Annotated in this window: 22 protein-coding genes and 1 CRISPR repeat array; of the genes, 4 read left to right on the top strand and 18 right to left on the bottom strand. The window is 34.2% G+C overall.

From position 1 onward, the window contains the following. Positions 1 to 75: 75 nt before the first annotated feature. Positions 76 to 1,284 carry a restriction endonuclease subunit S gene (locus FNE73_RS05735; RefSeq protein ID WP_228429889.1) on the top strand — a complete coding sequence of 403 codons (1,209 nt, stop codon included), beginning with the start codon at positions 76 to 78 and terminating at the stop codon, positions 1,282 to 1,284. A 61-nt stretch (positions 1,285 to 1,345) separates the two neighbouring features. Here FNE73_RS05735 and FNE73_RS05730 read toward each other — a convergent pair whose 3' ends face one another. The 8 genes from FNE73_RS05730 to cas9 (FNE73_RS16985) form a co-directional block, all read right to left on the bottom strand. Further along, positions 1,346 to 2,545, bottom strand: a complete 1,200-nt coding sequence (locus FNE73_RS05730; RefSeq protein ID WP_143883786.1) for a restriction endonuclease subunit S — start codon at positions 2,543 to 2,545, stop codon at positions 1,346 to 1,348. A 40-nt stretch (positions 2,546 to 2,585) separates the two neighbouring features. Continuing rightward, on the bottom strand, positions 2,586 to 4,154 hold the full coding sequence (locus FNE73_RS05725) for a type I restriction-modification system subunit M (RefSeq protein ID WP_143883785.1): 1,569 nt from the start codon (positions 4,152 to 4,154) through the stop codon (positions 2,586 to 2,588). Positions 4,155 to 4,284: 130 nt separating this feature from the next. After that, positions 4,285 to 4,926, bottom strand: coding sequence for a DUF6266 family protein (locus FNE73_RS05720; protein ID WP_143883784.1), 642 nt, complete (start codon positions 4,924 to 4,926; stop codon positions 4,285 to 4,287). Positions 4,927 to 5,444: 518 nt separating this feature from the next. Next, the gene (locus tag FNE73_RS05715) at positions 5,445 to 5,720 is read right to left on the bottom strand and encodes a helix-turn-helix domain-containing protein (protein ID WP_143883783.1); all 276 of its coding nucleotides are present in this window, start codon (positions 5,718 to 5,720) and stop codon (positions 5,445 to 5,447) included. 345 nt (positions 5,721 to 6,065) lie between these two features. Then, a CRISPR array of direct repeats spans positions 6,066 to 6,804; the repeat unit is 47 nt; unit sequence GTTGTGAATTGCTTTCATTTTTGAGTATCTTTGAGATATGACACAAC. A gap of 57 nt (positions 6,805 to 6,861) precedes the next feature. Continuing rightward, positions 6,862 to 7,200 (bottom strand): CRISPR-associated endonuclease Cas2, encoded by a 339-nt coding sequence (gene cas2, locus FNE73_RS05710; RefSeq protein WP_007842732.1) that lies wholly within the window; start codon positions 7,198 to 7,200, stop codon positions 6,862 to 6,864. A gap of 168 nt (positions 7,201 to 7,368) precedes the next feature. Beyond that, positions 7,369 to 8,262, bottom strand: coding sequence for a type II CRISPR-associated endonuclease Cas1 (gene cas1 / locus FNE73_RS05705; RefSeq protein WP_143883782.1), 894 nt, complete (start codon positions 8,260 to 8,262; stop codon positions 7,369 to 7,371). A gap of 10 nt (positions 8,263 to 8,272) precedes the next feature. Further along, entirely contained in the window at positions 8,273 to 11,299 is a 3,027-nt protein-coding gene (gene cas9, locus FNE73_RS05700) for a type II CRISPR RNA-guided endonuclease Cas9 (RefSeq protein WP_317129872.1), read from the bottom strand. Continuing rightward, a complete protein-coding gene (cas9, locus tag FNE73_RS16985; protein ID WP_317129871.1) occupies positions 11,226 to 12,470 on the bottom strand; it encodes a type II CRISPR RNA-guided endonuclease Cas9 in 1,245 nt (414 codons plus the stop codon). Before cas9 (FNE73_RS16985) ends, cas9 (FNE73_RS05700) begins: the two co-directional genes overlap by 74 nt. 330 nt (positions 12,471 to 12,800) lie before the next feature. Between cas9 (FNE73_RS16985) and FNE73_RS05695 the strand changes: the two genes are divergently transcribed. After that, complete coding sequence (locus FNE73_RS05695; protein WP_185147298.1) at positions 12,801 to 15,218, top strand: hypothetical protein; 2,418 nt, start codon at positions 12,801 to 12,803, stop codon at positions 15,216 to 15,218. Between the two features lie 98 nt (positions 15,219 to 15,316). On the opposite strand, the gene trxB is transcribed toward FNE73_RS05695, so the two are convergent. Then, entirely contained in the window at positions 15,317 to 16,258 is a 942-nt protein-coding gene (trxB, locus tag FNE73_RS05690; RefSeq protein ID WP_143883780.1) for a thioredoxin-disulfide reductase, read from the bottom strand. A gap of 191 nt (positions 16,259 to 16,449) precedes the next feature. Next, positions 16,450 to 17,487 carry a DNA polymerase III subunit delta gene (gene holA / locus FNE73_RS05685; protein WP_143883779.1) on the bottom strand — a complete coding sequence of 346 codons (1,038 nt, stop codon included), beginning with the start codon at positions 17,485 to 17,487 and terminating at the stop codon, positions 16,450 to 16,452. Positions 17,488 to 17,496: 9 nt separating this feature from the next. Here holA and FNE73_RS05680 point away from each other — a divergent pair, with 9 nt between their 5' ends. Together FNE73_RS05680 and FNE73_RS05675 are read left to right on the top strand one after the other, a co-directional pair. After that, positions 17,497 to 17,928 (top strand): type I restriction enzyme HsdR N-terminal domain-containing protein, encoded by a 432-nt coding sequence (locus FNE73_RS05680; protein WP_143883778.1) that lies wholly within the window; start codon positions 17,497 to 17,499, stop codon positions 17,926 to 17,928. A gap of 240 nt (positions 17,929 to 18,168) precedes the next feature. Next, positions 18,169 to 18,912: a dienelactone hydrolase family protein gene (locus tag FNE73_RS05675; protein ID WP_185147297.1), complete on the top strand. Its 744-nt coding sequence runs from the start codon at positions 18,169 to 18,171 to the stop codon at positions 18,910 to 18,912. An 84-nt stretch (positions 18,913 to 18,996) separates the two neighbouring features. Here FNE73_RS05675 and FNE73_RS05670 read toward each other — a convergent pair whose 3' ends face one another. The 8 genes from FNE73_RS05670 to FNE73_RS05635 form a co-directional block, all read right to left on the bottom strand. Then, complete coding sequence (locus tag FNE73_RS05670; RefSeq protein WP_143883777.1) at positions 18,997 to 19,368, bottom strand: cupin domain-containing protein; 372 nt, start codon at positions 19,366 to 19,368, stop codon at positions 18,997 to 18,999. Between the two features lie 93 nt (positions 19,369 to 19,461). Then, a complete protein-coding gene (locus FNE73_RS05665; protein ID WP_143883776.1) occupies positions 19,462 to 20,067 on the bottom strand; it encodes a DUF2911 domain-containing protein in 606 nt (201 codons plus the stop codon). A gap of 67 nt (positions 20,068 to 20,134) precedes the next feature. Then, positions 20,135 to 20,674: a DinB family protein gene (locus FNE73_RS05660; protein WP_228429887.1), complete on the bottom strand. Its 540-nt coding sequence runs from the start codon at positions 20,672 to 20,674 to the stop codon at positions 20,135 to 20,137. Positions 20,675 to 20,733: 59 nt separating this feature from the next. Further along, complete coding sequence (locus tag FNE73_RS05655) at positions 20,734 to 21,258, bottom strand: Crp/Fnr family transcriptional regulator (protein WP_143883774.1); 525 nt, start codon at positions 21,256 to 21,258, stop codon at positions 20,734 to 20,736. Between the two features lie 66 nt (positions 21,259 to 21,324). After that, positions 21,325 to 23,199, bottom strand: coding sequence for a hypothetical protein (locus FNE73_RS05650; protein WP_143883773.1), 1,875 nt, complete (start codon positions 23,197 to 23,199; stop codon positions 21,325 to 21,327). 19 nt (positions 23,200 to 23,218) lie between these two features. Further along, positions 23,219 to 24,370 (bottom strand): ABC transporter ATP-binding protein, encoded by a 1,152-nt coding sequence (locus FNE73_RS05645; RefSeq protein ID WP_143883772.1) that lies wholly within the window; start codon positions 24,368 to 24,370, stop codon positions 23,219 to 23,221. 79 nt (positions 24,371 to 24,449) lie between these two features. Further along, on the bottom strand, positions 24,450 to 24,935 hold the full coding sequence (locus FNE73_RS05640; RefSeq protein WP_143883771.1) for a hypothetical protein: 486 nt from the start codon (positions 24,933 to 24,935) through the stop codon (positions 24,450 to 24,452). A gap of 132 nt (positions 24,936 to 25,067) precedes the next feature. Continuing rightward, on the bottom strand, positions 25,068 to 26,720 hold the full coding sequence (locus tag FNE73_RS05635; protein ID WP_143883770.1) for an amidohydrolase family protein: 1,653 nt from the start codon (positions 26,718 to 26,720) through the stop codon (positions 25,068 to 25,070). Between the last annotated feature and the right edge of the window lie 11 nt (positions 26,721 to 26,731).

Below are 26,731 nucleotides of genomic sequence, written 5' to 3'. Positions count from 1 at the left end.
TTTACCATAAAATCGTCAAGACTGAGAATTAATGAGATAAAAACTCCCTAATGTACTTGGGGAAAATTGAACTTTATGTTTCCTAATTATGGAAGCGTACCTAAATTGAGGTTTTCGGAATTTAGTGATGAATGGGAAAATAAGAAACTTGGAGACCTAATGACTTTCAAAGTAACTAATTCTTATTCAAGAGATAATCTCAATTATGAATCAGGAATTGTAAAAAATATTCACTATGGAGATATTCATACTAAATTTCAAACTCTTTTTGACTTAGAAAAAGAAAATGTTCCTTATATAAATGAAGATATTTCTCTTAATAGGATTTCAAAAGATTTTTATTGTCAAGAAGGGGATGTAATTTTTGCAGATGCATCTGAAGATTTGAACGATGTTGGGAAAAGTATTGAAATTACAAATCTTAACGGAGAAAAATTACTTTCTGGTTTGCATACTCTTTTAGCACGACCACAAAAAAATAATTTCTCTAAAGGCTTTCTTGGGTATTTATTAAAATCTGATTTTGTTAGAAATCAAATAAAAAGGGAAGCTCAGGGTTCTAAGGTATTAAGTATTAATGTAGGTAGGATTTGTAATATTTACTTATCCTTTCCCTCAATTTCAGAACAAAAAAAGATTTCTGAATTTCTGTCTCTTTTAGATAAAAGGATATTATGTTCAAAGAAAATAATTGAACAATTAGAAACCTTAATGTCAAATCTAAAAGATTTTTTGTTTGAGCAACAATTGAGATTTAAAGATGAGAAAGGAAATAAGTTTCCAAATTGGCAAAAAGTTAAATTGGAAAATATTTGCGAAAAACAGTCTTCTAGTATTTCCGCAAACAAAATAGAAGATAATTATGGAGATTATCCAATTTACAGTGCAACAGGAATTTTAAAGCAAATTAACTTTTATGAAGTTGAAAATGATTATATATCAATCATTAAAGATGGAGCTGGTGTTGGAAGATTACATTATTGCAAAGGAAAATCATCTGTTTTAGGAACTTTGGATATAATAAAATCTAAAAATGTAAATTTATATTTCTTGTTTTTAATTCTTTCAAGAATCAATTTTAAAAAGTACATAACTGGAAGTACAATTCCACACATTTATTTTAAAGATTATAAAAACGAAAAATTTAAAATTCCTTCATTAGAAGAACAAGATGAAATAGTAAACTTTTTTAGAAGATTGGACGATAAAATCAATTTGGAAAAAGAATTACTTGCTCAATACGAAAATCAGAAAAAATATTTATTACAAAATCTTTTTGTTTAAAATTTTTTGTTTTCGGAAGAGCCTTGTCAAAGTTTAAAACCTTGACAAGGCTTATTTTTTATCAAACAAATAGATTAGCCAAAAGAAACTTCTTCTGAAGTTCTAACTTTTTTAAAATTTGTTTTTCCATTTCTATTTTTTCTTGAATAGAAGAAAGAAAATTAGCGATTTTGGTTTGTTCTTTTTTTGAAGGTAATAAAATTTTAATATTGTAAAACATATTTAAATCCAAATTTCTTCTTACAACGCTTGCACCTTGTATAGAAGATTGCGCATATTCAAATAGCATTAAGGAAGTCTTTAGGAAAAAGTTACAATAATTATGGGAAGTTAAATTTGTATTAAAATTAAAAATCTTATACGATGGAGATACTAAACCTATTTCAAAATCCATATTAATATTTATGTTTCCAAGCCATAGATTTTGAGGACTAAAAACCAATTGTTGTTTTTTCAAAATTTTATATCCTGTGTTGTCTTGACTTGCAATATCTCGTGTAAAATAATCATCTTGATGAAATAATCCTTTTGCAGTAGAAGAAATAACCCTATGTTGATTATTTTTTATTGATTTTTCATTTGATTCAATCAAGATATCACCAAGCTTTTTCTCCTCCCATTTTGAAAAATCATCATCTTTAAATCTTATTTTCTGTAAAAATATATTTTCACGACTTTCTTTCATTAAGGTTTCTAATTGTTCAATTATTTTCTTTTGGGTTTGGATTCTTGTATTAATTATATCTAAAAAATTTGAAATTTTCTTTTGTTCCAAAATTGTAGGACAATTGAATTTTGTAGATTTTAAAATATTGTTATATAATCTTTGAATAGTTCCTCCTTCTGTATTATATTTAACAATTTGCAAAATATGAAATAAAAACTCATTTATAACTTTTGCATTATCATTATCAATCCAAACAATATTAGAATCTTGATAATATGCATCTTCTCCATTATATATAACAGTTCTGCCAATAGTTCCTGCAGCGGAAATTAAAATATCGCCTTTTTTTGGAAAAGGAAACCTATTTTTATAATCCAAGTATAAATTTTTAGATATAAATGCATCAGCTTTTTTTCCAAAAGATCCAATTTTAAAAAAGGGAATTTCTCCAATAGTTGAAGTTTCATCATTAAAAATTCTTCTGCACATTTTTACATCTCCCACATCACCCAACTTTTTCATTTCCCATTCCCCTTCAAACTCCGGAAATCGTAAATTAGGAAAATTACCCATATTTGTATCTTGTTTTTTCATCTTAATAATTCTTTGTATTAGCTATAAACATTAAGGATTATTAAAAAACAAGTCCCAATTCTTTCAAATAAACTTCAATTTCAGAATCTAGTTGAGAACGCTTTGCTTCAAGCTCCTTAATTTCTGCCATTACCGCTTGAATATCAATTTCCTCTTCTTCCTCAAAAGTATCAACATAACGAGGAATATTTAGATTGTAATCATTATCAGCCACTTCCTGCAATGTCGCTTTATGACTGAATTTTTCAGTTATCGTACGGTTTTGGTAAGTCTCAACAATTTTATTGATATGAGCATTAAGCAATACATTTTGATTTTTCTGTTTTTCAAACTCTTTGCTGGCATCGACAAATAAAATGTCTTCATCAGCTTCACGGCATTTCTTAAAGACTAAAATGCAGGTAGGAATACTTGTTCCAAAGAAAATGTTAGAAGGCAAACCAATCACGGCATCCAGATAATTCTTTTCTTTAATCAGATATTTTCTAATCACCAATTCGGCTGCACCACGGAACAGAACGCCGTGAGGCATTACGACAGCCATAATTCCGTTTTCATCCAGATGATGAATCATATGCTGGATAAAAGCAAAATCTGCTTTTGAAGATGGTGCTAATTTTCCATACTGTGAAAATCTTTCATCCAAAAGATGAAGCTCATTGGCACTCCATTTTGCAGAGAAAGGTGGATTGGCGACAATTGCATCAAATGTTTTATCTAAATGCTGAGGTTTTTCAAGCGTATCTTCCTGACGGATATCAAAATTGCTGTAATTGACCCCGTGAAGAATCATATTCATTCTCGCTAAGTTGTACGTCGTACGATTCATTTCCTGACCGTAAAAATCACTTACTTTTGCTTCACGCGCAACCCGCAAAAGCAACGAACCACTTCCGCAGGTCGGGTCGTATACAGATTTTAAATGTGCTTTTCTGCTGGTTACAATTCTCGCCAATATAGAGGAAACCTGTTGCGGAGTATAGAATTCCCCCGCCTTCTTCCCTGCTCCACTGGCAAATTGGGCAATCAGATATTCATAAGCATCTCCTAAAACATCGGCATTGGTATCTGATAAATTGAAATCAATATCATCCAAATGATACAGCACTTTGGAGATTAAAGTATTTTTCTCGTCTTCTGTCCTTCCTAATTTTGCCGAAGTCAGATCCAAATCATCGAAAAGCCCTTCAAAATCATCTTCACTGTTTGTCCCTAATGTGGATTGCTCAATATTATTAAGGATTTTTGTAAGTTCAGCCAGAATAAAATTAGATTTCCCTTCCTGCTTCTGATGTCCTTTTTTGGCAATATTACTGAAAAGTTCCGAAGGTTTCAGGAAATACCCTAAGTCTTCAACGACTTCTTCATAAATGGCTTCTACAATTTCTTTTCCTTCTTCAGTATTTTCATCAACATCATTGTAATCAACATCTTCACCCGAATCTAATAAAATTTTGTTAGCCGTAAAATGTATTTTCTCTGAAAGATATTTATAGAAAATAAATCCTAAGATATAATCACGGAATTCATCCGCATCCATTTTACCTCTTAAAGTATTCGCTATATTCCAAAGTTGCTGCTGCAACTGACGTTTCTGTTCTTCTGACATTTATAATCCTTAATTAAAATTCTTGGTTATTTGATATTTCGCCAAATATAACCAAAAAACCAAACGCGACCACTACGGAAAACCGTATTAGCATAAAAAAATTCACCCTTTCGAGTGAATTTTTTTTAGTTTAAATCATCTGAATTTGTCCGAGATAGAAACTCGTGGATGCTGAAGTCTGCATTTCGTTGCTGATGAAGGCATACACTTCCATCGCTTTACCGTTGCAGTCAGACGGAAGCGTGATATTTACACTGAGATCCGGACGCAACGCCACCGATTCAAAAATTTCAAATCTGCCGAGTTCTTCACCATAACAGACGATGCTGATGCTGTCGGTTGTAGAAGCATTTCCCTGTAGAGAATTGTCTTCCCAACTCAGGCTGATCTGGTTGCCGGACTGCGCTGAAGCGGTCACATTCTGAAAACCGGTAAGATCACCTTTGGTAATCAGAATTTTGTTGTACACCAGAGAAGGAACATCTGCTGTTACTTGTACCGCTTCATTAATGGTATACGAAGCCGCCATATTGACTCTCGATTTAGAACCACTCCCCGACCCGAAATATCTCGACTGGATATTTCTGAGCGGCTGCAGAAAACTTATCACCAGTTTGAATTTGTTCTGCTGTAAAAGCTGTTTTTCGCTCGGCGGTCTGCTGCTGGGTTTCGGGATGCTTCGGATAATGTCCTGACCGCGCCAGTTGGCTCCTACGATGGTTCCAACTTTTCCTGAAAATCCTCCAAGGATTCCTTTTGTTATTCTTGCCATTTTTTTCTGTTTTTTATGATTAGTGACACGAAGGTAGCACAGAAAATGGTTTTTTAAACCAGTCTGAACAGGTTTGGCTGTATTTGGCTTTGAATGACTTATTTTTTCTGGCTTAGTCGTGGTTGTTTCGGGTGTTCTTCGGGAATTACTCAGGTATTCTTCGGAAAAAACATCCTTTTTCCGAAGGTGGATTAGTTGATAGTGGAAACTTAAAAGGATTTATGGTAACACTATGTCGCTAATTTTTTTAAAATTCTTAAGAATGTCTGAGTAAGCAAGGGCGTTCCACTCGACAAATGAGCAGCGTATGGATGTATTTTAGAAATCATTTGATGGCTTCAGAATAAATTCCTAATACGGTTGTTTCGAATAAGAATTGTAATCCTCAACTTATGATTGTTCTGATCTATATTTCTTAGTCGGATGAACGAAAAATGTTTAATTTATTGGAATTGTATGATACAGCCTCAATAGAATTTAGGCTGTATTATATACCGGTTGAACCTCCTGCTAAATTATTATTTAGAGTGATTTTTTGATCTTTCAGTGAAAAATGATTTTGGATAGTATATTTTCCCTCCGATCTTGATATGCGGTATCTCACCTGATTTTCTCAACCGCTGCAAAGTGCGGTCACTGATCTTGAGCAGCTGCTTTACATCTGCGCTGTCATAATATTCAGGGTGAGTATGATTAGTTTTGTGATTGAGATTGAGCAGTTCTGAAAGTATAAGAAGCACCATATCTTTAAACTGCTCATCCGTGAGCTGGCTGGCTGATTTTATTTTCATCATTGTAAAGCATTTTTAAACAAAGTATTTCTATGTCATATCAAAGTGTTTTGATCCTTTAACGATAAGTGATACCTATTTATTATTTTTATTGCTTTAAAAACAGTTTTGACTCGCTATTTTTATTTATTGCTGAATCTTTTCAGTTGTTTTAATTTTCTGATTTTATATTTATCACGTAACACAAGAGCTTATTTTGTGAATCAGTCAATTGTGAATTGATCGGCTAGGCTCTGAATTGCTTTGGCTTCGCCGAATCGCCAACGCTAATTGCCAAGCTAGATTTCATTTTTGAGTATCTTTGAGATATGACACAACGGGCGGGTCTTCTACATGGCAGATTAGCGCGTTGTGAATTGCTTTCATTTTTGAGTATCTTTGAGATATGACACAACGGGTTGAAATTCTTCTTGAAGTTAAAAATTGTTGTGAATTGCTTTCATTTTTGAGTATCTTTGAGATATGACACAACTCTTTATGTTTTTGTTTCTTGAAGCCTTATGTTGTGAATTGCTTTCATTTTTGAGTATCTTTGAGATATGACACAACAACTTCAAAAAAATTTGAATTATATACGTTGTTGTGAATTGCTTTCATTTTTGAGTATCTTTGAGATATGACACAACTAAGCTTTCACGATTAGAATTACAAGAAGCGTTGTGAATTGCTTTCATTTTTGAGTATCTTTGAGATATGACACAACACTTGATGATTAGTGGTTTTAACTTTCCTCGTTGTGAATTGCTTTCATTTTTGAGTATCTTTGAGATATGACACAACCGACCGAAGAAACAAACATTACAGAATTTAGTTGTGAATTGCTTTCATTTTTGAGTATCTTTGAGATATGACACAACTGCTAACCTTGTGCCTGTGCCATCGGTTACGTTGTGAATTGCTTTCATTTTTGAGTATCTTTGAGATATGACACAACTGCAAACTTTTTAAAGATTGAGGCTTTCTGGTTGTGAATTGCTTTCATTTTTGAGTATCTTTGAGATATGACACAACTCAAGTTTAAGGAGTTTGAGTTGCATACCGTTGTGAATTGCTTTCATTTTTGAGTATCTTTGAGATATGACACAACCTCAAAATTTAACCCACTGAATTACAGTGGGTTTATTTTGTTTGCAGGATTTAAAATTCAGAATAATTCGAGCTGTTGGAAGGTCGGTGGAGGTTCTTCTTTATTTCTGGCAAAAAAGATTTCGATGTCTCCAAACTGTTTATCGGTAATGCACATAATGGCTACTTTCCCGGCTTTCGGAAGCATAAATTTTACTCTTTTGATGTGTACTTCTGCATTTTCGCGGCTCGGACAGTGACGCACATACATCGAAAACTGGAATAACGTAAACCCATCATCAATCAAAGCCTTCCGAAAACGGTTTGCATCTTTCATATTCGCTTTCGTTTCGGTCGGGAGGTCATATAATACTAAAACCCACATAATTCGGTATGCATTAAACCTTTCGGCGTTCATTTTTGGTGACTATTGTTTGTTTATCGTAATGGTCGCAGCCCGACCTGAGTGGAGCTCTTTTTGCAGATTTTAACGTTGGAAAAATGCGGTGGGAAATCTGCAAAAAAGCGGGAACCCTTCGACTCCGCTCAGGATAAACTACAGGCGGATAAAGCTGCCATAAAAAAATTACATCAATTCCGGATAGGAAATCAGTCGCTTTTCTCCTGTGTAACATTTGTAAAGCGACGAAGCCGTTGTTTTTACTGCAACCAGCAACGGTCTTGTTTTATCATCAATACGCACATCTTTGGTCGCAATCTGGAGAATATGCGCTTTAAATTCTTTCGTCAGTTCTTCAGTATTCGGATGAACTTTCAGCCACTGCATCACGAGTAGATCAACAAACGGACGGTAAGGTTCCATTAAATCATCGGCAAGGCAATACGGATTGTATTTATTTTTATGAAAAATACCGAGAACAGGCAACAGTCCGGTTTCTACGATGGCTCTTGCGACAACGCTTCTGAGTACGGCATATCCAAAATTGAAAAACTGATTGGGTGAATCTCCGAAACGCTGTCTCAAAAAGTCCAGACTAATGAGGTATTTCCAGTAATGCTGCGCCGCAATCCCTTCCATATTCGTAACGTCGCCGGATTTTACATTTCTCTGATATTCAATCATCGGTTCATAGTAATTCCCCAGTTTCATAAGAACATTTTTCTGATTTTCGATCTTGCATTCCACCGTCTGTTTCCAAAGCTGCTTTTTCAGCGGTTCACTGGCTTCCAGTTGATCTTTTACACGATCGGAATGTTCGGTATGGCCATATAGCGGAAGCATTATTCCGTGTGGCAAATGATGTGCGTCACAACTTACGACCACAACATTATTTCCCATCATTTTCTGAATCAGATGATGAGAAATAGTAATCTGGTAATGATCCAGCATCAACAATCCCAAATCTTCCACAGGAACACTCCCCTTTTCCGTTTTGGTTTCCGGACATAGGATTTTCATCTGCTCGTCTTTGAGCTTAAGATAGGCAGGATTGCCGATGTAGATGGAGCGGGTGATCATATCTTAAACTTTAATATTCTCCTATTTGAACAATTTTGCCTAAATGGTTAAGCCTTACTTTTACAATAGATCTCAAATTATTAGAGCTTTGAATTACTTTATATGACGTACCTCTTAACACAGAGTTTACATCTACACTTGTTTCTAAATGATGTCTAAACCAAAATCCAGAAAGCAATGATCCGAACTTTTGCACTCTAAAAAGATTTCTAGAAATCAAACTCAGATTTTTATCATCAAATAAATCTGCTTCTTTCGGATCAAAATCTTCTGATGGAAATAAAAACATTTCATTCTGTTTCATTGTAAATAAGAATTTCCAACCTAACTCAGAATTATATTCTTTGTCAATAATTGGTAAATTCTGATTTACTCTTTCAACAGCTTCATAAAAACTCACAACTTTCTCCTGTAGGTTTCCATTTTCATCTTCATAAATTGCAACGTGATGATTATTTCCTGTACTTACGAAATCTACGGCTATCCTTTGACCATTTTCATCTAAAATTTCTCTTCCTAAATGATCTTTTTTGTAATGTAAAACTTCGGCATTATTTATTCCTGTAATAGTAACGGTCTTTATTGAAATTCCTTTTGATTTGTTAAACCAGATCGGATTCTTTTCCAAATCTGAAAAGGCTTCTTTAGAGTTGCCGTTATATTCTTTTAACCTTTCGGTTAGAATATCACGAACTCCTTTATCAATAACTTTTTCAATATTTTTAAAATCTTTAAAATTATCCGGATTAACAACTTTTCTGATGGTATAACCTGTTTCATACCAAGCTAAAGTTACGGTTTCAGGTAATTGTTCCGTTTTTTCAGCATTAAGAAATATTGGATTTTTAGAAATAACATTTTTTCCGGTGAATGCTTTTTTAGAATCTTCGTCAAACTCCTGTAATCTTTTTAGTAGAGCATTTCTATATTTTTCATTTTGAACTTTTTGAATCATTTCTAAATCAAATTTTCCAGATATTTTTTCTTCTTTTGTTTTAAGAAATTTCGAACTTCCGTAAATTGTTTCTTTATGAAGCTGTCCTCTAGGAGTCAATTCTGTTTTTGCAATTATACTTCCTTTTTTCTTAATTTTATTAATGTTTTTGGTAACTACTTTATTTTTAGCTTTATGAGAAATCAGAACTTCCTCCAATTGTTTTTTGGCTTCAATACGGAAATTTTTAATCGGTAATTTGAATCTTCTTTCTTTTGATCCGTTTTTCTTTTCTACAATTTCTGTAATGCTATTTTCAATATTTGTAATTATTTTATGTTCTTTATGAGCTTCATTTTTTCTTGCATTCAAATAATTCAGATATTGGATGTGACTGTGGGTAGTAAAAGCAACCGTTAAAGCATCCATTGCGTGATGACGATGGTCATTTCTCTTCGTCCAATCAATGATTCTTTCTTTTTCCTCTCCTTTGGAATTTGTAATTAATTCCGTTAAACCTAATTTTCTGTACTTTTCGAGATTAAGTTCTTTCATTGTATTAACAAGATTCCAGTCTTCCCGAAGTTTATCGGTAATTCTTCCCGAAGTAGAAACAACAGCATTGGTTATCCCAAAAAGTATTTCTTTAGCTTTTTTGGCGATGTATTGAGTATTACGTAAATCTCTTTCGATAAAACCATCTCCTATTTCAATGCCTTTTTTCTGAAGTTTTTCATATTTTGCTTTGGTTATAAAACCTTTATCATAAAGATCTTTTATGACATTAAGAAATTTCTCTAATTTTTCTTTTCCTTCATTCTCAAGATAATCGAAAGCCGTAAAATTTCCTTTTTTAAGATTAGCACTTCTCGGAACTAAGACTTTATTGGAGAAACTATCATCAAAGAATCGGGACTGAGGAATGATGTGATCAATATCGTACTTATCTGTAAATAAATTTTCTCTTTCAATTTTTACATCTGTATACAGATCTTTAAAGCCGTTATTTGCCAATTCCAAGTATAATTTATAACGGATAATATCATTTCTTGAAGGACTTTTTATGCCAAATTCTCTTTGCAAAATTTCTGCATATTTCTGATGTTGTATAGTCGCTTTATTAATTTCAGAAGTCATCGTAGCACGTTCTTCCGCATTAAGTTTGAGTTCTCGCGATAACTCAATTCTTACTTCATCAGGTTTTCCATATTCCTTTGAAACTTCATTGACAAGATTGATCATTTGATTCAAAATCTTTTCAACTACTGGATTTCGTAAAGAATTTTTAGGAAGAATATCCAATTGTTCTTTCAAAATCCGGTTCTCCAATTGCTCTTTGGTCAAAGAATTTTTAGAATGATTGTAACCTGCATAATTACAAGCTACGCTGTATTTATGCTCTTTAATGTAAGGATAAATCTTTCGCATTCCCTTAGAGCTCAAACTTCCATAATCCTGAGAAAAACCAATTTCAGCTAATATTTTGGAATGTTCTCTTTTGAAACCAAATTTTTTTGCCAACAATTCATACAATTTTTCGTTTCCGGAAGGGGAATCATCGCCTTCATAAGAATACAGTAAATGCCACAGTTGATAAGAAGCCTGTTTTTCAAAATCAGTTCCTTCCAATTCCGGATTAAAATCCAGAATAGAAGTACCAATTCCTAATCCTGAAAACTTTTCTCTGACAAATAATTTTATAATTTCTGCAGAAGCATTTACTTTAGAAACTTTAATTTCGTCATCAATGGTCAATTTAAATTCTTTTGGGAATTCTATTCCTTCACTGGCAATAATCTTTAGAAAAGCAGTATATAAATTTTCATTAGTATAATTTCCTTCAATATCTTTGAAATTAGTTTTCCATTCTTTTCCTGAATAACCAACAAGATCTAAAACATCTTTTGCAGAAAGCTTTCCTTTGATATTCACCTCATCAAAAATAGATTGCTTGAAATCTAAATCTACTGGGAATATTTCCTTTGTATCTAAATTTTGAAATTGTAAATTATTCAGAACCTGCCAGATTTTAAATTCCTGAAACAAAGGAGAAGATTTTGGTGCCACTTTTAGCCCAACAGTTTTCTTTTTTTTTTTTTCCATTTTCTATAATTTCAATTTCTCGGTTTTCAAACTCACAGATACTGATTAAACCTTTCTGTGATTTGAGCTTCCTCTGATAGAAAATGATAATATCCCGAATTTCTTCCTTTAATTCTTTCGTTAGTTGTTTATAATATTTTGATTGAGTTTCCCATATCTTCTCAAATTCATCCAAGTAATCCTGTCTGTAGAAAACCTGATTTTTAAACTTTGTATGAGGGTTTTCTTTCAACTGCTGAAATAAATATTCTCCGACCGTTTGATTATGAAAATAAAGCTCTTTACTTCGATCACTAATCGCCCCTAAATAACCGCTAGAATTATTCAGATTGCTGTTAATTTCCTGAAATACAACAGCGAGACTTTCAAAATCCAATTGCTTTTTTACCGCTTCGCTTCTCCAAAAGTATTTTTCAACTTTCTTCTCCTGCATTGTTCCGGTTTGTTTAATCCCAACTAGAGAAAATGGCTCTTTCATAATTGCCCAAGTTGCATTTTTATTTTTGCCTTGTAATTCTTTATAAAGGTCATCGGTTAAGATTTCTGAATAATATTGCTTCTGAAAATTCCATACTTTATCAAATTCAGCCTGTAAATCTGAACGGTAAAAATCTGGCAACTGTTTTTTTCCCTGCTGTAAAAGTTGAAATGAATATTCTCCGGGTGTTATATTCTCTTCATACAATTTTTTGGCAACAGCCATTCCGTCTATAATCTGTCCTTCCTCTTCATTTTTAGCTTTACGGCTGCTTTTATATCCTCTTTTTTTATTGATAAGAAGCAAAACTCTGGCAAATTCTGAAAGTTCTATTTTTTCTCTTGCTGCCTTTGCTCTTAATTCCTGAGTCTGAAATGTTGAATTTTCGCCAACTTCGGCAAGTAAGTCAGATTCTTTAAGAATATTATTTTTCTTTAAAACATCAATAAGATTGGCTCTTCTTAACTTAAACCGTTGAAGATTTCTTCTCGCACTTCTGGCTAAAGTTCTTCCTGCATTGGTTGTAATTGGCTTTCCTTTTTCAAAATTTAATTGTTCATCAACGGTTAATGGATTTACACGAACTCCCAGCTTTACTATTTTATTATTTTCAGGATTTTTAGTATCTTCCTGAACATAAGCCCAGCCAATTGAAGAAACTCCCAAGTCTAGTCCAAGTATATTTTTAGTCATAATTATTGAGTTTTTGAAATTGCATAAAAGTAAAAAGAATATTTTTTATTAAAATACGGAAAACCGTAAACAAGATAAAAAATTATTTTTCTAAATTTGTATCCGAAAGCAATTCACAATAAGGATTATTCCGTTGTGAAAACATTTAAGGCGGGGCAACTCGCCTTCTTTTATTGAATACTAAGCAATTCTTAATTAGCACGGTTTTTTGAAGGCTTCAGTATAGCCGGTATCTTTGTTACCCTTTTCGCTTTATTTAAAATAAAATACTCTATTTCTCTATTGAAAGATAAAATGTATTTTTGTGGGATTAAAAAAACACAACAGTTTATGAATTTTAGTATTTCAAGAAAAATCAGTCTCGGTGTTCTTATGGCAACTGCCAATTTCTGTTTTGCCCAGGATAAAGCTGAAGCCGCCCTGAAGAAATTTGAAGAAAATTATCCACAGGAAAAAATACATCTTCTATTAAGTAAAAACAGTTTTGTCGCCGGTGAAAATCTGTGGTTTACTTCTTTCGTTTTTGAAGGATACAGTCCATCCACAATTTCCACAAGCATTTTTATTGAGTTATACGATCAGAACAAAAAGTTAATCAGCAAAAAGCTATATCCCCTGATCAAAGGTAAAGGCAGCGGAAGCATCACATTACCGGAAGATCTGAAAGAAGATGTATATTATCTAAGAGCCTATACTACCTGGATGGGTAATTTTAGCGATGATTTTAATGAAATACAGCCAATTTTGGTCTATAATCCATCTTCGCCGGAAAAACTTGTTAAAGACACCATATCACCATGGACTGGTGAAGTTTTTCCTGAAAGCGGAACGTTTATTGACGGTATTCAGACCAAATTTGCTGTAAGATTGAAGTCTAAAGGTGAAACTCCGTCAGAATGGGAAGGATATGTAACCGAATCTTCAAATCCCGATAAGAAAATTGTGAGTTTCAAAGGATTCGACCAAAATGTAGGATCGTTTAGTTTCATACCACAATCAGGAAAAGTTTATCAGGTAAATATATCAGACACAAGTGGAAAAAAACAGATAATCAGCCTACCTCAGGTAGCTTCTTCGGGCATTAATCTGCAGGTAAAGAGCGACAATGATGCTATAAAATTTACCCTTAAATCTAAAAATATTACCGCTGATTCTCAATTTAAAGTTTTAGGTACAATAAACAATCAGCTTGTATACAAAGCTAAAATCAGTAAAATATCAGATCTGGAATATTCAATCCCTACTAATCAATTGATCAATGGCATTCTGAATCTTACAGTATTTGACGATAAGGAAAGCATTGTTGCCCAAAGACTTTGTTTCGTACAACCGCAAATTTTGAAAATCAATAAGCCCTCTTTAAAAAATATTACGCTCAGTACCAAAACAAGAGACAGCAATTCTTTTAATATTGATCAGAATAAAGCAATTGACTCTTATACTATTGCTGTTATGGATGGTGAGGCAGAAAATAATGAATCAGAAGAAAGTCTTCCTTCTAAATTATGGCTTACGGGTGATCTTACTTCAAAGATTTACAAACCTTCACAATATTTTACTTCTGACCGAAATTTTGAAGCTTTAGATGCTTTGCTCATCACTGAAAAGTGGAACCGCTTTAGCTGGCAAACAATCATAGCGGGGAATTTCCCATTTATCAAATATAAACCTGAAATGTATCTTTCCTATAAAGGAAAAGCTATGCAGCTGGGAAAACCTGCTTCAGAAGCAGAAATAAACCTTATATTTAAAATGCCGAATCAGGGGATAAAATATAATGTTGTTACCACCAATAAAGATGGTCTGTTTACCTTGAACGGTTTGATTTTTGAAGAGGACATGAAATTTTCTTATCAGCTGAATAGTGAAAAAGCTACAAAAAACGCAGTACAGGTTTATTTTCAGCCAAACTTTTCATTTCTGCCACTGAACATAAACCTTCCAAAAACACAATATCAGCTGGTACCCCGTAATAAAGGTGATAAAATTTCTCAAGAGATAGAAAGAGCTATTGTTAACAAAAGCAGTACAGCAGAGATTAATGAAAAAGTAACATTAATTGAGGAAGTTACTATAAAAGCTCAAAAGAAAGATCTTACAAAAAAACTTAATAGTGAACTCAGCAGTCCGTTATTTAAAAGTAATAATGAGGTGGTTTTTGATTTTGTAAATGATAATATGGGAGCACAGGCTTCTTTTAATATATTACAATGGTTACAGGGACGGGTTGCCGGCTTGCAGATTCAAATGCAGGGAGGAAATTATACTGCCAGTTTCAGAGGGAGTCCTATTGCATTTTTTCTTGATGAAATGAGAATGGATGCATCACAGATATCCACCATTCCGGTTCCTTCTATTGCGATGATAAAAGTTATCCGTGGAAGTTTTGCAGGAAACTTTGGAGGCGGAGACGGAGCTATTGCAATTTATACCAAACGCGGCGGTACCACGGGAGCAACCATAGATCCTACTCTGCCATCTACACTAACTGAAATCAAACTTACCGGCTACGATAAAGAAGTGCCTTTTATCAATAATATTTACGAGGATGAACGTCTTAGGAACATTGCTCAGGATAAAAGAGATGTTCTTTACTGGAATCCGTATGTGGAAAGTAAACCGTCTGAGTCAACTGTTATCCAATGGTATAATAACGATGATGCAAAAAAGTTTAAAGTAATTATTATTGGCTTTGATGAAAATAATGATCTTCTGTATTATAATAAAGTGCTTGATCAGAGTAAATAATTACTCGAAAAGCATGTGTAACTTAATTTAATAAAGTATAAAACCGCCAATCTTTTGAAAGGCGGTTTTTTGCTTATATAATTAAGAGTATCCTTATATTATTCCAGTTCGGCAAGATATTTTTCGGCATCCATTGCTGCCATACAGCCGCTTCCGGCTGCCGTAATTGCCTGTCTGTAGATGTGATCCTGTACATCTCCTGCTGCAAATACTCCCGGAAGATTGGTTCTTGTAGAGCCTTTTTCGGTGATGATATATCCGTTTTCATCCAAATCAACCTGACCAACAAATACATCGGTATTCGGTTTGTGGCCGATAGCAATAAAAATTCCTTCTACATCAACAGTAGACTTTTCCTGTGTCTGATTATTGATAATCACTGCTTTTTCTACCAGATTATTGGCGCCTTCTATTCCTATCAGTTCATGATGGAATTTCACTTCAATATTCGGAGTATTTTCCACTCTGTGAATCATTGCTTTAGAGGCTCTGAAGACATCTTTTCTTACAAGCATAGTCACTTTTCTGCATAATTTCGCAAGATAAGTGGCTTCCTCTGCGGCAGTATCACCTGCTCCCACTACTACAACATCTTTTCCTTTATAAAAGAAACCGTCACAGGTTGCACAAGCTGAAACTCCTCCTCCTGCGTATTTTTTTTCATCATCAAGACCTAGATATTTTGCTGTAGCTCCGGTAGAAATAATAACCGTTTTTGCAAAAATCTCTTTATTTCCTGCATACAACTTGTGAACTCCGCCGATTTCACGGGAGAATTCGGCTTTTGTAATCAGTTCGTAATGTACTTTTGTGTCAAATCTTTCCGCCTGTTTCTGAAGATCCATCATCATTTCAGGACCGGTAATTCCTGCAGGATATCCCGGAAAATTATCCACCTCAGTAGTGGTAGTCAATTGTCCACCGGGCTCAAGACCTGTGTATAATTCGGGTTTCAGGTCTGCTCTTGCGGCATAAATTGCTGCGGTAAAACCAGAAGGTCCGGATCCTACTATTATACAATCTAAAATATTTTGCTCCATAATCTGTTTATCAATAATTTTAAAAATTTCGGATGCTAAGTTCGTAAATTTTACTTTCTAATTAAATTTATTTTGATGATAGTTGTCAATATCTGATATGCGAATGGTCGATTTTAAAGTTAATGAATGAATTGTGAATTTTCATTTGAAGAAATGTCAAAATGAAAGAATTAACTATTCACTATTCATTTTCACACTTTCATCTTAATTTTATCCACATTAATGATTTTGTACACTAACTCTTTAATAAGTTCAGCTTCAGTCATATTAACTGCTCCAAGTCCTTTTCCTTTCATATCAAACTCCCGTAAAATAGAAATAACTCTGGTAGAATGCTTTAGCGGATATAATCTGGCTGCTTCGGCATAATCTTTAATAAAATAAGGATTGATTCCCATTTGAGAAGCTATAACCTGCGGAGGCTGTCCTGCCATAGTATTGTAGATAATTATATTGGAAAAATAGCTGTATAAACTCGCCAGCATCATCACAAACGGATTGTTTTTCGGATTTTTACCCATAAAATGAGCAATCTTAAAGGCTGCATTGGCATTTTTTGTTCCTAAAGCTTTCTGTAATTCAAAAACATTAAATTCTTTGCTGATTCCGATGTGATTTTCTACCACCGTTCCGTCTAAAATATCCCCTTGCTTAAGGATGATTTTAAGCTTATTCAGTTCATTGGCAATTCTGGAAAGATCATTACCAAGATATTCTGCAAGAAGATGCGAAATATTGGGAGCCGTTTTAATGCTCAGTTTAATGCATTCGTCTGCAATCCATTTCGGGAGATGATTTTCTTTTACAGATTCACTCAGAAACAATGTTCCGGATTTTTCAAGAAGCTTGGTAACCTTTTTACGGCTGTCCAGCTTTTTATGTTTATGGGCAAAAACTAAAACAGTAGAAGGAACTGCGTTCTGAATATACGCTTCCAATGCATTGCTTTCATTTTCGGTAAATTTCAGATCCTGAGCTTCTTTTACGATGATAACCTGCTTATCACCCATCATCGGAAACTGCCTTGCCAGTGAAAGAACTTCCTGATATGTGGTATCTTTTCCGTAAACAACAGTTTGGTTGAAAGCTTTTTCGTCTTCTTCCAGAAAATCATTTTCCAGAGCTTTTACGGCAAGATCAATAAAGTAAGGTTCTTCTCCATGAAAAAAATAAATCGGCAGAACTTCTTTATTTTTAATATTTTTGAGGATTAAATCTAATTCTTTCATCTTTTACTAATGGAACTTCCCAAACTGAATTTTCAGGAAACTTTTGATTTTAAATTCAAGAAAGACAAAGATAAGTTTTTTATCTATGATCTGGTGCGCAAAACTTATCTTTTGCTTACTCCTGAAGAATGGGTACGACAGCATTGGGTTCACTATTATCTTACGGTAAAAGCTTACTCTGCTTCTGCTTTGATTACGGAAAAAAAGATCTTGCTGAATGGCTTAACGAAACGAATAGATCTTCTGATTACCGAAAAAACAGAACCTAAAATTTTGATCGAATGCAAAGCACCTCAGATTAAACTGACTGAAAAAACCTTTGAGCAAACTGCAAGATACAACTCTGTTATCGGAGCTTCAGAAATTGTTCTTACAAACGGATTACAGCATATTCATGCATATTATGAAAACGGCGAGTATCTTTTTATAAAGCCTAGATGAAATCTCAAAGAAATGTTTTTTTAAAATTTTGAGTACGATTTTTGCTTGTTCATTCACCGAAATTAAATAGCCCCAATTGGAGCGGCATCCTTTTTTGAGCGAACGAAGCAAAGCGGAGTTCGTTTAAAAAAGATACAGCGGAAAGCGGGAAAAAGCTCCTGAAAATAATGAACCTGAAATACAGTCATCAAAATTTCAGGAGCTGTAATGAAAAGATTGACATCAACAAAATAACAAAATATGATACGCACAATTTTACTATCTGCATTTATGATGACATCAGGAAGTGTTTTGAGTCAGAATCTTAAAAATGTTTCTTACCAGGATGGTTCGCAAAAGCTGAACGGAATGATTACTGCAAATGCAGGGAAAAAACTTCCAGGAGTATTGATTCTCCCCGCCTGGAAAGGGATTGACGATGAAGCCAAAACAGCGGCTGCAGATCTGGAAAAACAAGGTTATATTGCTTTCATTGCTGATATTTACGGTGAAGGAAATATTCCGACGGATAATGCATCGGCAGCAAAAAGTTCAGGCTATTACAAGAAGAATTTTAACGATTATCAGAAAAGAATTGCATTAGCTTTGGAACAGCTGAAGAAAAATGGTGCAGTTCCTGAAAAAATTGCAGTAATTGGCTATTGTTTCGGAGGAACAGGCGCTTTGGAGTCTGCAAGAGGACAGCTTCCCGTAGCCGGTGTGATCTCTATTCATGGAAGTATCGGAAAAGACCCATCCAGAGAAAACAGGGAGATTCTGACAAAAGTTCTGGTTGAAAATCCTGCGGAAGACCAAAGCGTTACCAAAGAAGATTATGATAATCTCGTAAAAGAAATGAAAGCCGGAAAAGCAGATTGGCAGATCATTACGTATGCTAATTCAAAACATACTTTTACAGACCCGAAATCTCCTGATTATAATCCTGTAATGGCAAAAAGAGCATGGAATCATACACTTTTATTTCTGAAAGAAATCCTTAAGTAATAAAACAACTATACAATATAACAAAGTAGAAATCTAACAGTGTAACAATAGAAAATAATTGCTGCACTGTTATATTATTTTACATCAATCTACTCCTTCATCTTCCCGGTTTACTTTTTCCATAGAAAATGCAGGAAGGCAGATAGCAATATACTCGCATTCTTCCGGAAAAGGATTGCTGTAACGTATTCTTGCTCCTTTTTCGATCATAATACTTTGTCCTTTTTCTAAAACTACTATTTCGCCGTCGATTTCAAATTGTTTTTTCCCGGAGATGATAAGTGTAAATTCATCGAATTCAGGAGTTTGGTGCGGTTCGCTCCAATTGGGAGGCGCAATCATGTGCGCAATAGAAATATTGGGATTTTCTGTTGAGTTTCCCCAATGTTCCTGAATAAGCTTACCATCGTTGGTGGGAACTACAAAGGGTGATTTCTGGATTTTATATTTTTTCATATATAAATATTTTTAAAAACTAAATATTATGATGACAGATTCAAGGTTCAAAAAATCCCCTCGTTGTAAAGGGGATCTGTATTGTTTATAGCATTATCCTTTAGATTTTGCCGCCTCAGATTCAATTTTTTTAATCTCTTTCAGCTTTTCTGCAATTTTGGTTACCGCATCTGGTTTGGCCGGTCTTAAAGGAATCTCAGCTTGAGCCATATCCCATTTAATGACAAGATTTCCAGAGTTTTCATCAGTAGGATTTAAAGTAATTTCAAACCATTCCTGTTTGTCTGCCAATGTATTTACCGGAACCGTAACATCTACCACATCCTGTTTTGGATCATACGTATAAGCTCCCCATTGCTGGAAGTCTTTGTTTAAGATTACTTTCCATTCTTTTTCAGTTGGGACGATAAATAATCCATACGTTCCTGCCTGAACTGTTTTACCACCAAAATTAACCGACTGCCCGAAAGTGATCTTTGTAGATGAGTTGGCTCCTGCTCTCCAAACCTGACCATAAGGAACGAGCTCACCAAATATTTTTCTTCCCTTTACTCCCGGTCTTCCGTAATCTACGGTAATTTTAGACATCGAAAACTGCTGCTCAACTTTTTGTCGCGGGCTTGCTGCCGGTACAGAATAATCCTGTGCAAAAGCCATGGCAGAAGCTGATATACAAACTGCAAATAATAATTTTTTCACTTTTTAAAATTTGCTTAAAAATACAAAATCAAGTTCATAAATAGCTTTTTGGTTTTGATAAAATTTGTTAAATTTCTAGAATTCTTTTTGCCTGTTCGATATGTCTCAGATTATGATAAATGACAAAGCGGAAGGTATCTCCCAGTTTCAGCCTTATAAAACTTGAAATGCTGATTCTGGTTTTTATTGTATTTAAATTTACATTTTCAGCATCATTTAAAAGTTCTGTCATCTGTTTTTGCTGGGCAATAAACTCGTTTAGCACTTTTCTATCCAGATTGCTGTGAATAGGATTCATACTTTTGAAAGTTTTCATTTTATTGAGTTTCTGCTTCGGCAGCATTGATTTAGCAAAATAATTTCCCAAGATTCCGGAACTGAAAACCTCTGTAAATCTGGTATCAGAATTCTGAATGCTGTTTCTTATTTCAGGCAGGTAAAATCTTCCGTACAAATTAAGATGTTCCAGACACTCCAAAATACTCCAGCTCTTTTCTGAAAGCCTGAAATTGAGTTTCTCATCAGGTTGACTGAGAAGTTTTTCAGCAAAATTCAGATTATCCTGCGTAATACTTTTCAGGTCATCAATCAATTGTCGTGTATTCATTTTCATGTCAATTTTATGGCAAAGATCCGGCTTTGAGAAATGATAAATATTGATCGGAATCAAGATTTTTTGAGCCTTGAAAGAGTTTCAGGTGACATTCTGAGATAATTGGCAATATATTTATCCGGGATTTGCTGAAAAAGCTGCGGACTTCTTTTCAGTACCCTTTCATAGCGTTCTTTTGGAGAGCTGATGAGCAGGTCTTTTTCTCTTTCAATTTGTTGCAGGACAAGATCTTCCAGAATTACAATCCACAATTTCAGGTTTTCTCCTGAAGACTGAATAAAGTCGTAGAAGTCTTTTTTTCCGGCAATGAGGACTTCGGTTTTTTTGATTGCCTGAATGCAAAAATCAGAAGGATTTCCAGACAGGAATGAGTCTAAAGATACAATGATATTTCCTTCATAGCCAAAACGGATGATACGCTCTTCGTTCTGATCATTTATAAAAATTCTGACACTCCCTTTTTCAATAAAATAAATATTCGTGTCTTTTTCTCCGCTTAACTTCAAAAACTGATTACGCTTCACCGTTTTTTTAGTCTGAAAAATATGAGCGTCAAGAAGTGTTTTAATGATATTCATGGCTGTTGTAAATAAAATTAAACCTCATACATGAATTACGAGGTTTAAATATTGTTATTGATAAAATTATTCCGGCATCGCCTTCCATCTTTGGAGAACAGAGGTATAGAAATACATAAAGATAAATCCTCCGAGAAGTAGAATATAGCTTATTCCAAGTCCTAAATAATCAAATACCGTGACACAGGTTTTAGTCTGAGAAATATCATAGCTGTCATAAATCTCTACACCGCACATTGCTTTTTGATGCATATTGATAATTCCAAAAATCAAAAGAAGAAAGAGCACAAAACCATTCATAGAAATATTAACAAAAATAGAAGAAACCACTTTGCTTAAAGATTCTATTTTAAAAATCGGGATAAGAAGGATGACCAGTGAAACCAGCAGCAAAAAATATAAAACGAAAAACTCTTCTTTAAGCCCTGTAACTGCAGTGTACATTACGATGACCAACGTAATCGCCAAAACAAGTAATCCTGCGCTGATTACACTGAACAGAAGGGATTTAAGTCCTGTAATTCTGAAACTGAAAATAAAAGTTGAAAGAAAAAATGCAATCCAGATATAAATATGAACATTTTCTGAAAAGAAGTCTTCATTTTTTACCCTGTCTACATTTTCCAACAGCTCTTTCATATGATCTGTACAGTAATAATAATCGGTGACATTGTTTTTAAAATAATCCTGCGGAGAGACCTGATTATTAATTTCAGGATTAAATTGACGTATTTTCACACTGTCAGTCACAATATTTCCATATTCATCTATAGCATTAGAAACTGAATCAACTACAATATCAGAATCATAGTATTCATCATCTTCATTTATGCGAGGCTGATAGTCTTTAATGAAATACCGCACTTCAAAATCAGGATTTTGGGGAGTATAAATCATTTTTACCCAGCTTTTTGCCTCAAGATTATTTTTAACTCTATATTTTTTAGAAATGACAAGAAAATCTGTCAGTAATTTTTCCAGCTCAGCAGGATTTTTTCTGTCTAGAAGTTCTGCGGTTTTCTGGTTGATTATGGCTTTTTTGTTTTTTAAAGTATGATCAGGAGAGTCTTTGTTGTAATAATAATCGATCTCAATCGCTGAAACTCCATCATCATAAGCTTGAAAGTTATGGTCATACAGTATATTTGAGAAATTGTAATACGTAAGTCCTGTTGTTTTAATATAAGGAGAAACGTCCACTACCTCTTTTTTGAAATAAAAAATCTGAGATTTTTCTTTTGTGTCGGAATATGCAATAGGTGTTTTCAGTGAAGCTTCGGGTTCAGGAATGATAAATTCATTTTTTTTGTTTCTCTTGAATGAAGTTTTGGAATATACAGAGTTAAACTGATAAACCCTGTCATAATACACAAAATATTTTTTGTTTCTGTCAATATCATCAATATCCGTTTCACAATACAAATCGTTGAAAGGTTTGGGAAAAAGACGGTTTTCCAGCGTGTAACTTTCCAGATTTTGTGAAAGAAAAGGATGTACTCTGTTGATGATATCAATATTTTTCGACATTTCCTCGTCAGAATACTTCTGATTAATAAACAATCTGAAGCCAACCATATAGGAAAAGAAAAAAGTTGTACTTGCGAAAATGATGATAAAGTACTGTACAAACTGGACAAAAAGTTTACCCTTTGAGGACGGATAAAAATTTTTGAAAGCGTTGTTTTTAAACATCATGAGAAGCCAGCCTACAATCATCAGAATAGAGATAATAAGATGTATAAAGATAACTCCATCTGTATAATAATCATTTTTCACGCTGTATTTTTGCAGTGAAACAGGATCTATATGTGAAAGATAACCTATCACGAAAAACAGAATATGTACTGCTAAGCTTCCTAAAAGCATCCACACGATTCTGGTATTCCAGATTGTAGGATATTTTTCAAGCAGATATTGATTGAATTGATTTATTTTTTGCATTTTTTTAGATTAAGGAAGATTAACTCACGAAAAATCTTCTGGTAGAAGAAGAAATATTTCGGATATACACAATTTCTGCTCCGGCGTTTCCTAAGGCTTTCATCACCTCCGAAAACTTAGTTTCAGAAGGGAAATATGCTACAAAAATACCTCCGTTGAAGTTCAGTTTTTCAGGATTAAAATCTCTGAAAATTTCCAGCAGTTTTTCACGGGATTCCGGGGTGTCAATTTCGATGATCAGATGGGAATTTTCGGTATTCTGAAGTTCAGAATTATCTTTGTACTGCCCATTTTTCAGGAAAATGACTTTATCTGAAATCTTCTCCACCTCATACAGCTGCTGCGAACTGAGAATCAAAGCAATGGGATTATTTACAGAATTGGCAATTGATTTTAAATCTTCCAGAATGACCTGCTGCGCCAAAACATCCAAATTTGCCAAAGGCTCATCCAGCAAAAGAATCTCGGGCTTTCTCAACAGCGTCCTTGCTAGCTCAAACCGCATTTTATAACCGGAAGAAAGCTCGCTCCATTTCAAATGTTTATAATTCCACAAACCAAGACGGGCAATCATCATCAGAGTTCTGGTTTCATTTTCTTCAGGAGAAATTCCGTAATTGGAAAGTACAAATTTCAAATTGTCTTTCAGGCTTCCATACCATTTTTCTGTTCGCTGCGGAATATAGACCAGTTTCGTACGAAGATCGAAATCATTTTCGGGCTGATTATTAAATGAATAATTGAGTTCGCCTTCATTGTAAGAAATTTCTTTGGCTAAAATTCTCAAAAGTGTCGTCTTGCCATTACCGTTCTCCCCTACCAAACCGTATACCTGACCTTTGTTGATTTCTACAGAAACCGGTCCCAGCGAAAAGCGGTTGCTTCCGTAAGATTTCATAATGTTTCTTGCCCGAAGAACAGAGGGTTCCAACGGATGCTCCTGAACAGGGATTTTTTCAATTTTGAGAAGCAGATCGTTTGATTTCTGAATAAGTTCTTCGGTATAGTCAGGATATTTTTCCTTCCAGTCTGTAAGCTCAATTGCTTCTTTGTAGATGTCCATGTTTTGGGTATCCATGGCACAATCCATCAGTTTTCTGAACCCGAGAACAGTATCTTTATTGTCGAAAAAATGCTTCACTTCAACGACCCGCTGTTGGTGTTTCGTCATTAGGTTTTATTTGATGATCCGAAGATAATTATTTTAATTCAAATGTGAGAGAAAATTAATATTTTTAGTGTAGTCACAATTAAATTGATGCAGAGATCCACATAAAATAATTGGCAGCATATAAAGTGATGAAAAGCAATAAAGTTTTACCCGGAATAGCCTCAAAATTTTCTGAACTGGTGATGTGATAGTTATAGATCATGTCTACCCAACGATAGGATGCTTTAAAGATGAGTAAATCTTCGTTTTGATCATTGGTCAGAATGAACTTCTCCTTAAAAAAGCCCGAGTGTTTTAATACAAATTCCTCCTCTTTACCTGATGATTTCATTCTTATGATTAAATCTCCGTCCCAGTTCATCTTTATATCAGCGATAATTTCTGCATCATTTTTTATTTCAATATTCTTTTTCCAGAAGCCTTTCGGTTCAACATCATATTTTTCACCGGCAATTTCCATTTCTGCATTAAATTTAAACCAATTACCATAAGTGAGCTTACCAAGAATCTGGCTGCCTGCTTTAATTTCAAATGATGTATTCTGAGATATTGCATTATATTCCATAACACCAATTTAGTTAAATTTCGTCAGATTTATAAAAAATAAGCCCTGTAATATAATCACAGGGCTAAAAAATATTGGTTGGGAGTTAACATAAGTTTTCAATTAAACATCAGATTAAATTCATTTTTAATATTAATACCAGTTATTGAGGTATCTTTTCAAAAACTTTTTGCCATTTTCAGAAAGAAATTTGTCAACACATTCCTCAAGATAACTGTCCTGAATTGATTCTGAACCTGTATTTTTAAAAACTTTTATTTCGCTAAGAGGCTCCAGACGTTTATCGACAACTGGCAAATAAACCAGCAGATCATTTCTTAGTTTTCCGATATTGGTAATATCATCATACGGATTTATGGGATTAATCAATCCGTCATAATCAGAACCTATACAGATGTGATCCCACGGACTACGCTCTCCCACCCAATTCATCTCAGCATATCCCAACCGTACTGCATAAATAATATGTGCACATAAAAGATAAATATGTCTTATCTGACGGTCGGTTTTATATCCCTGAGTGGCTGTCATAGATTCTTTCAGGTCAAAAGTTCCCTCTTTGAACCATTTTCGCCATTCGTAGAGCGGGATAGCTTCAGGATCTTTAAAATATTCAGGTCTTATTCCATCTGCAGTACCTTTGGCTGCACCCAGAATACGCTGATCCATCGAAATTCCGATGAGTCCGTTGCTGCGCATAATTTCTATTATCTCTTCATCAAATAAATTAATGGTCCAGGGATTGGCAAACAGTTTATTATTCAGCAGAAAATCTGTTTTACCGATAAATCTGTTTTTAGCCTGAATTTCACAAATTGTTTTGCCCTGAACATACCTGAAACCTGAACGGTAATTTTTCTGCTCTACAAAATCTTTGATCGAGGAAAATGTAAAACCTGTATGCGATGAAATAATCGGAAGTCTGAGCGTTTCGGGATGTTCTTCTCCCAATTCTTCGCGAAACTGATAAAATTTGTGGCGGGAAAATACACTCATATGTTTTACATCAATAAGAGAAGGATAAGGATGCAGAAAAACTGAACGGATAAAATCTTTACCTTTATCTGAAATTCCAAAGCCGGATTTCGGGATAAAATCTTCGCTCCGGAATGCTGTTTGAGCTGTTCCGTTGAGAGCCTGAGCAAAACCACACATATGCTGCTCGGGAATTTCGCTGAGATGAACAAGATTGATACTGAATAAATCTACATTATTTTTATCATCCTGAATCTCACGATAACATTTTCCGGGATCTGTAACAGCTCCAGACTCTCTGATTCTTGCATCAGAAAAATTGTGTGCTCCTTCTACAGAAAACGCAAGGTAAGTATATTGCTGGTTGCTGAAAATATCTTCTGCCGGTTTTTGTTTCCTGCTGATAAAGCGGATATTGAAATCTTTTTCTAAATTGGTAAAATTTGATTGATAATAAGCAATTTCTTCTTTAAATAAATCAAAATAGGTGGTTTCCCTGTTTTTTACTCGGTCTATAAAACTCCAGTTGATGGGAAGTTTTGACGGACTGAACCCTTTGAAAAAGCCATTGATATTTTCTGCAAAAGCATATTCCATCGCCATCAGTGCTGTTACTCCATATCCGAGCTGGCTGTTTTTTACCATCTGAGGTGATGACTGACTGTCGAATGCATTTCCCATAAACTCATCTATCGCACTCATCAATCCTTTTGTTTTGAAGTTGGAATCAAGAGGAAGACGACCATTATCTTTTATACTGATCAAATGCTTGAATAACAAATGAAAATGAAAATCAAAAATATTTTTCATATCTGTATTTT

This window comes from Chryseobacterium binzhouense, from assembly GCF_007474545.1.
Taxonomy (GTDB): Bacteria; Bacteroidota; Bacteroidia; order Flavobacteriales; family Weeksellaceae; genus Chryseobacterium; species Chryseobacterium binzhouense.
This window is presented reverse-complemented; position numbering and strand designations above follow the sequence as displayed.

Excerpts from the sequence above, each read along its gene's own strand:
- FNE73_RS05735 (WP_228429889.1), top strand. The coding sequence starts at position 76 with ATGTTTCCTAATTATGGAAGCGTACCTAAATTGAGGTTTTCGGAATTT.
- FNE73_RS05730 (WP_143883786.1), bottom strand. The coding sequence starts at position 2,545 with ATGAAAAAACAAGATACAAATATGGGTAATTTTCCTAATTTACGATTT.
- FNE73_RS05725 (WP_143883785.1), bottom strand. The coding sequence starts at position 4,154 with ATGTCAGAAGAACAGAAACGTCAGTTGCAGCAGCAACTTTGGAATATA.
- FNE73_RS05720 (WP_143883784.1), bottom strand. The coding sequence starts at position 4,926 with ATGGCAAGAATAACAAAAGGAATCCTTGGAGGATTTTCAGGAAAAGTT.
- FNE73_RS05715 (WP_143883783.1), bottom strand. The coding sequence starts at position 5,720 with ATGATGAAAATAAAATCAGCCAGCCAGCTCACGGATGAGCAGTTTAAA.
- cas2 (WP_007842732.1), bottom strand. The coding sequence starts at position 7,200 with ATGAACGCCGAAAGGTTTAATGCATACCGAATTATGTGGGTTTTAGTA.
- cas1 (WP_143883782.1), bottom strand. The coding sequence starts at position 8,262 with ATGATCACCCGCTCCATCTACATCGGCAATCCTGCCTATCTTAAGCTC.
- cas9 (WP_317129872.1), bottom strand. The coding sequence starts at position 11,299 with ATGGAAAAAAAAAAAAAGAAAACTGTTGGGCTAAAAGTGGCACCAAAA.
- cas9 (WP_317129871.1), bottom strand. The coding sequence starts at position 12,470 with ATGACTAAAAATATACTTGGACTAGACTTGGGAGTTTCTTCAATTGGC.
- FNE73_RS05695 (WP_185147298.1), top strand. The coding sequence starts at position 12,801 with ATGAATTTTAGTATTTCAAGAAAAATCAGTCTCGGTGTTCTTATGGCA.
- trxB (WP_143883780.1), bottom strand. The coding sequence starts at position 16,258 with ATGGAGCAAAATATTTTAGATTGTATAATAGTAGGATCCGGACCTTCT.
- holA (WP_143883779.1), bottom strand. The coding sequence starts at position 17,487 with ATGAAAGAATTAGATTTAATCCTCAAAAATATTAAAAATAAAGAAGTT.
- FNE73_RS05680 (WP_143883778.1), top strand. The coding sequence starts at position 17,497 with ATGGAACTTCCCAAACTGAATTTTCAGGAAACTTTTGATTTTAAATTC.
- FNE73_RS05675 (WP_185147297.1), top strand. The coding sequence starts at position 18,169 with ATGATACGCACAATTTTACTATCTGCATTTATGATGACATCAGGAAGT.
- FNE73_RS05670 (WP_143883777.1), bottom strand. The coding sequence starts at position 19,368 with ATGAAAAAATATAAAATCCAGAAATCACCCTTTGTAGTTCCCACCAAC.
- FNE73_RS05660 (WP_228429887.1), bottom strand. The coding sequence starts at position 20,674 with ATGAATACACGACAATTGATTGATGACCTGAAAAGTATTACGCAGGAT.
- FNE73_RS05655 (WP_143883774.1), bottom strand. The coding sequence starts at position 21,258 with ATGAATATCATTAAAACACTTCTTGACGCTCATATTTTTCAGACTAAA.
- FNE73_RS05650 (WP_143883773.1), bottom strand. The coding sequence starts at position 23,199 with ATGCAAAAAATAAATCAATTCAATCAATATCTGCTTGAAAAATATCCT.
- FNE73_RS05645 (WP_143883772.1), bottom strand. The coding sequence starts at position 24,370 with ATGACGAAACACCAACAGCGGGTCGTTGAAGTGAAGCATTTTTTCGAC.
- FNE73_RS05640 (WP_143883771.1), bottom strand. The coding sequence starts at position 24,935 with ATGGAATATAATGCAATATCTCAGAATACATCATTTGAAATTAAAGCA.
- FNE73_RS05635 (WP_143883770.1), bottom strand. The coding sequence starts at position 26,720 with ATGAAAAATATTTTTGATTTTCATTTTCATTTGTTATTCAAGCATTTG.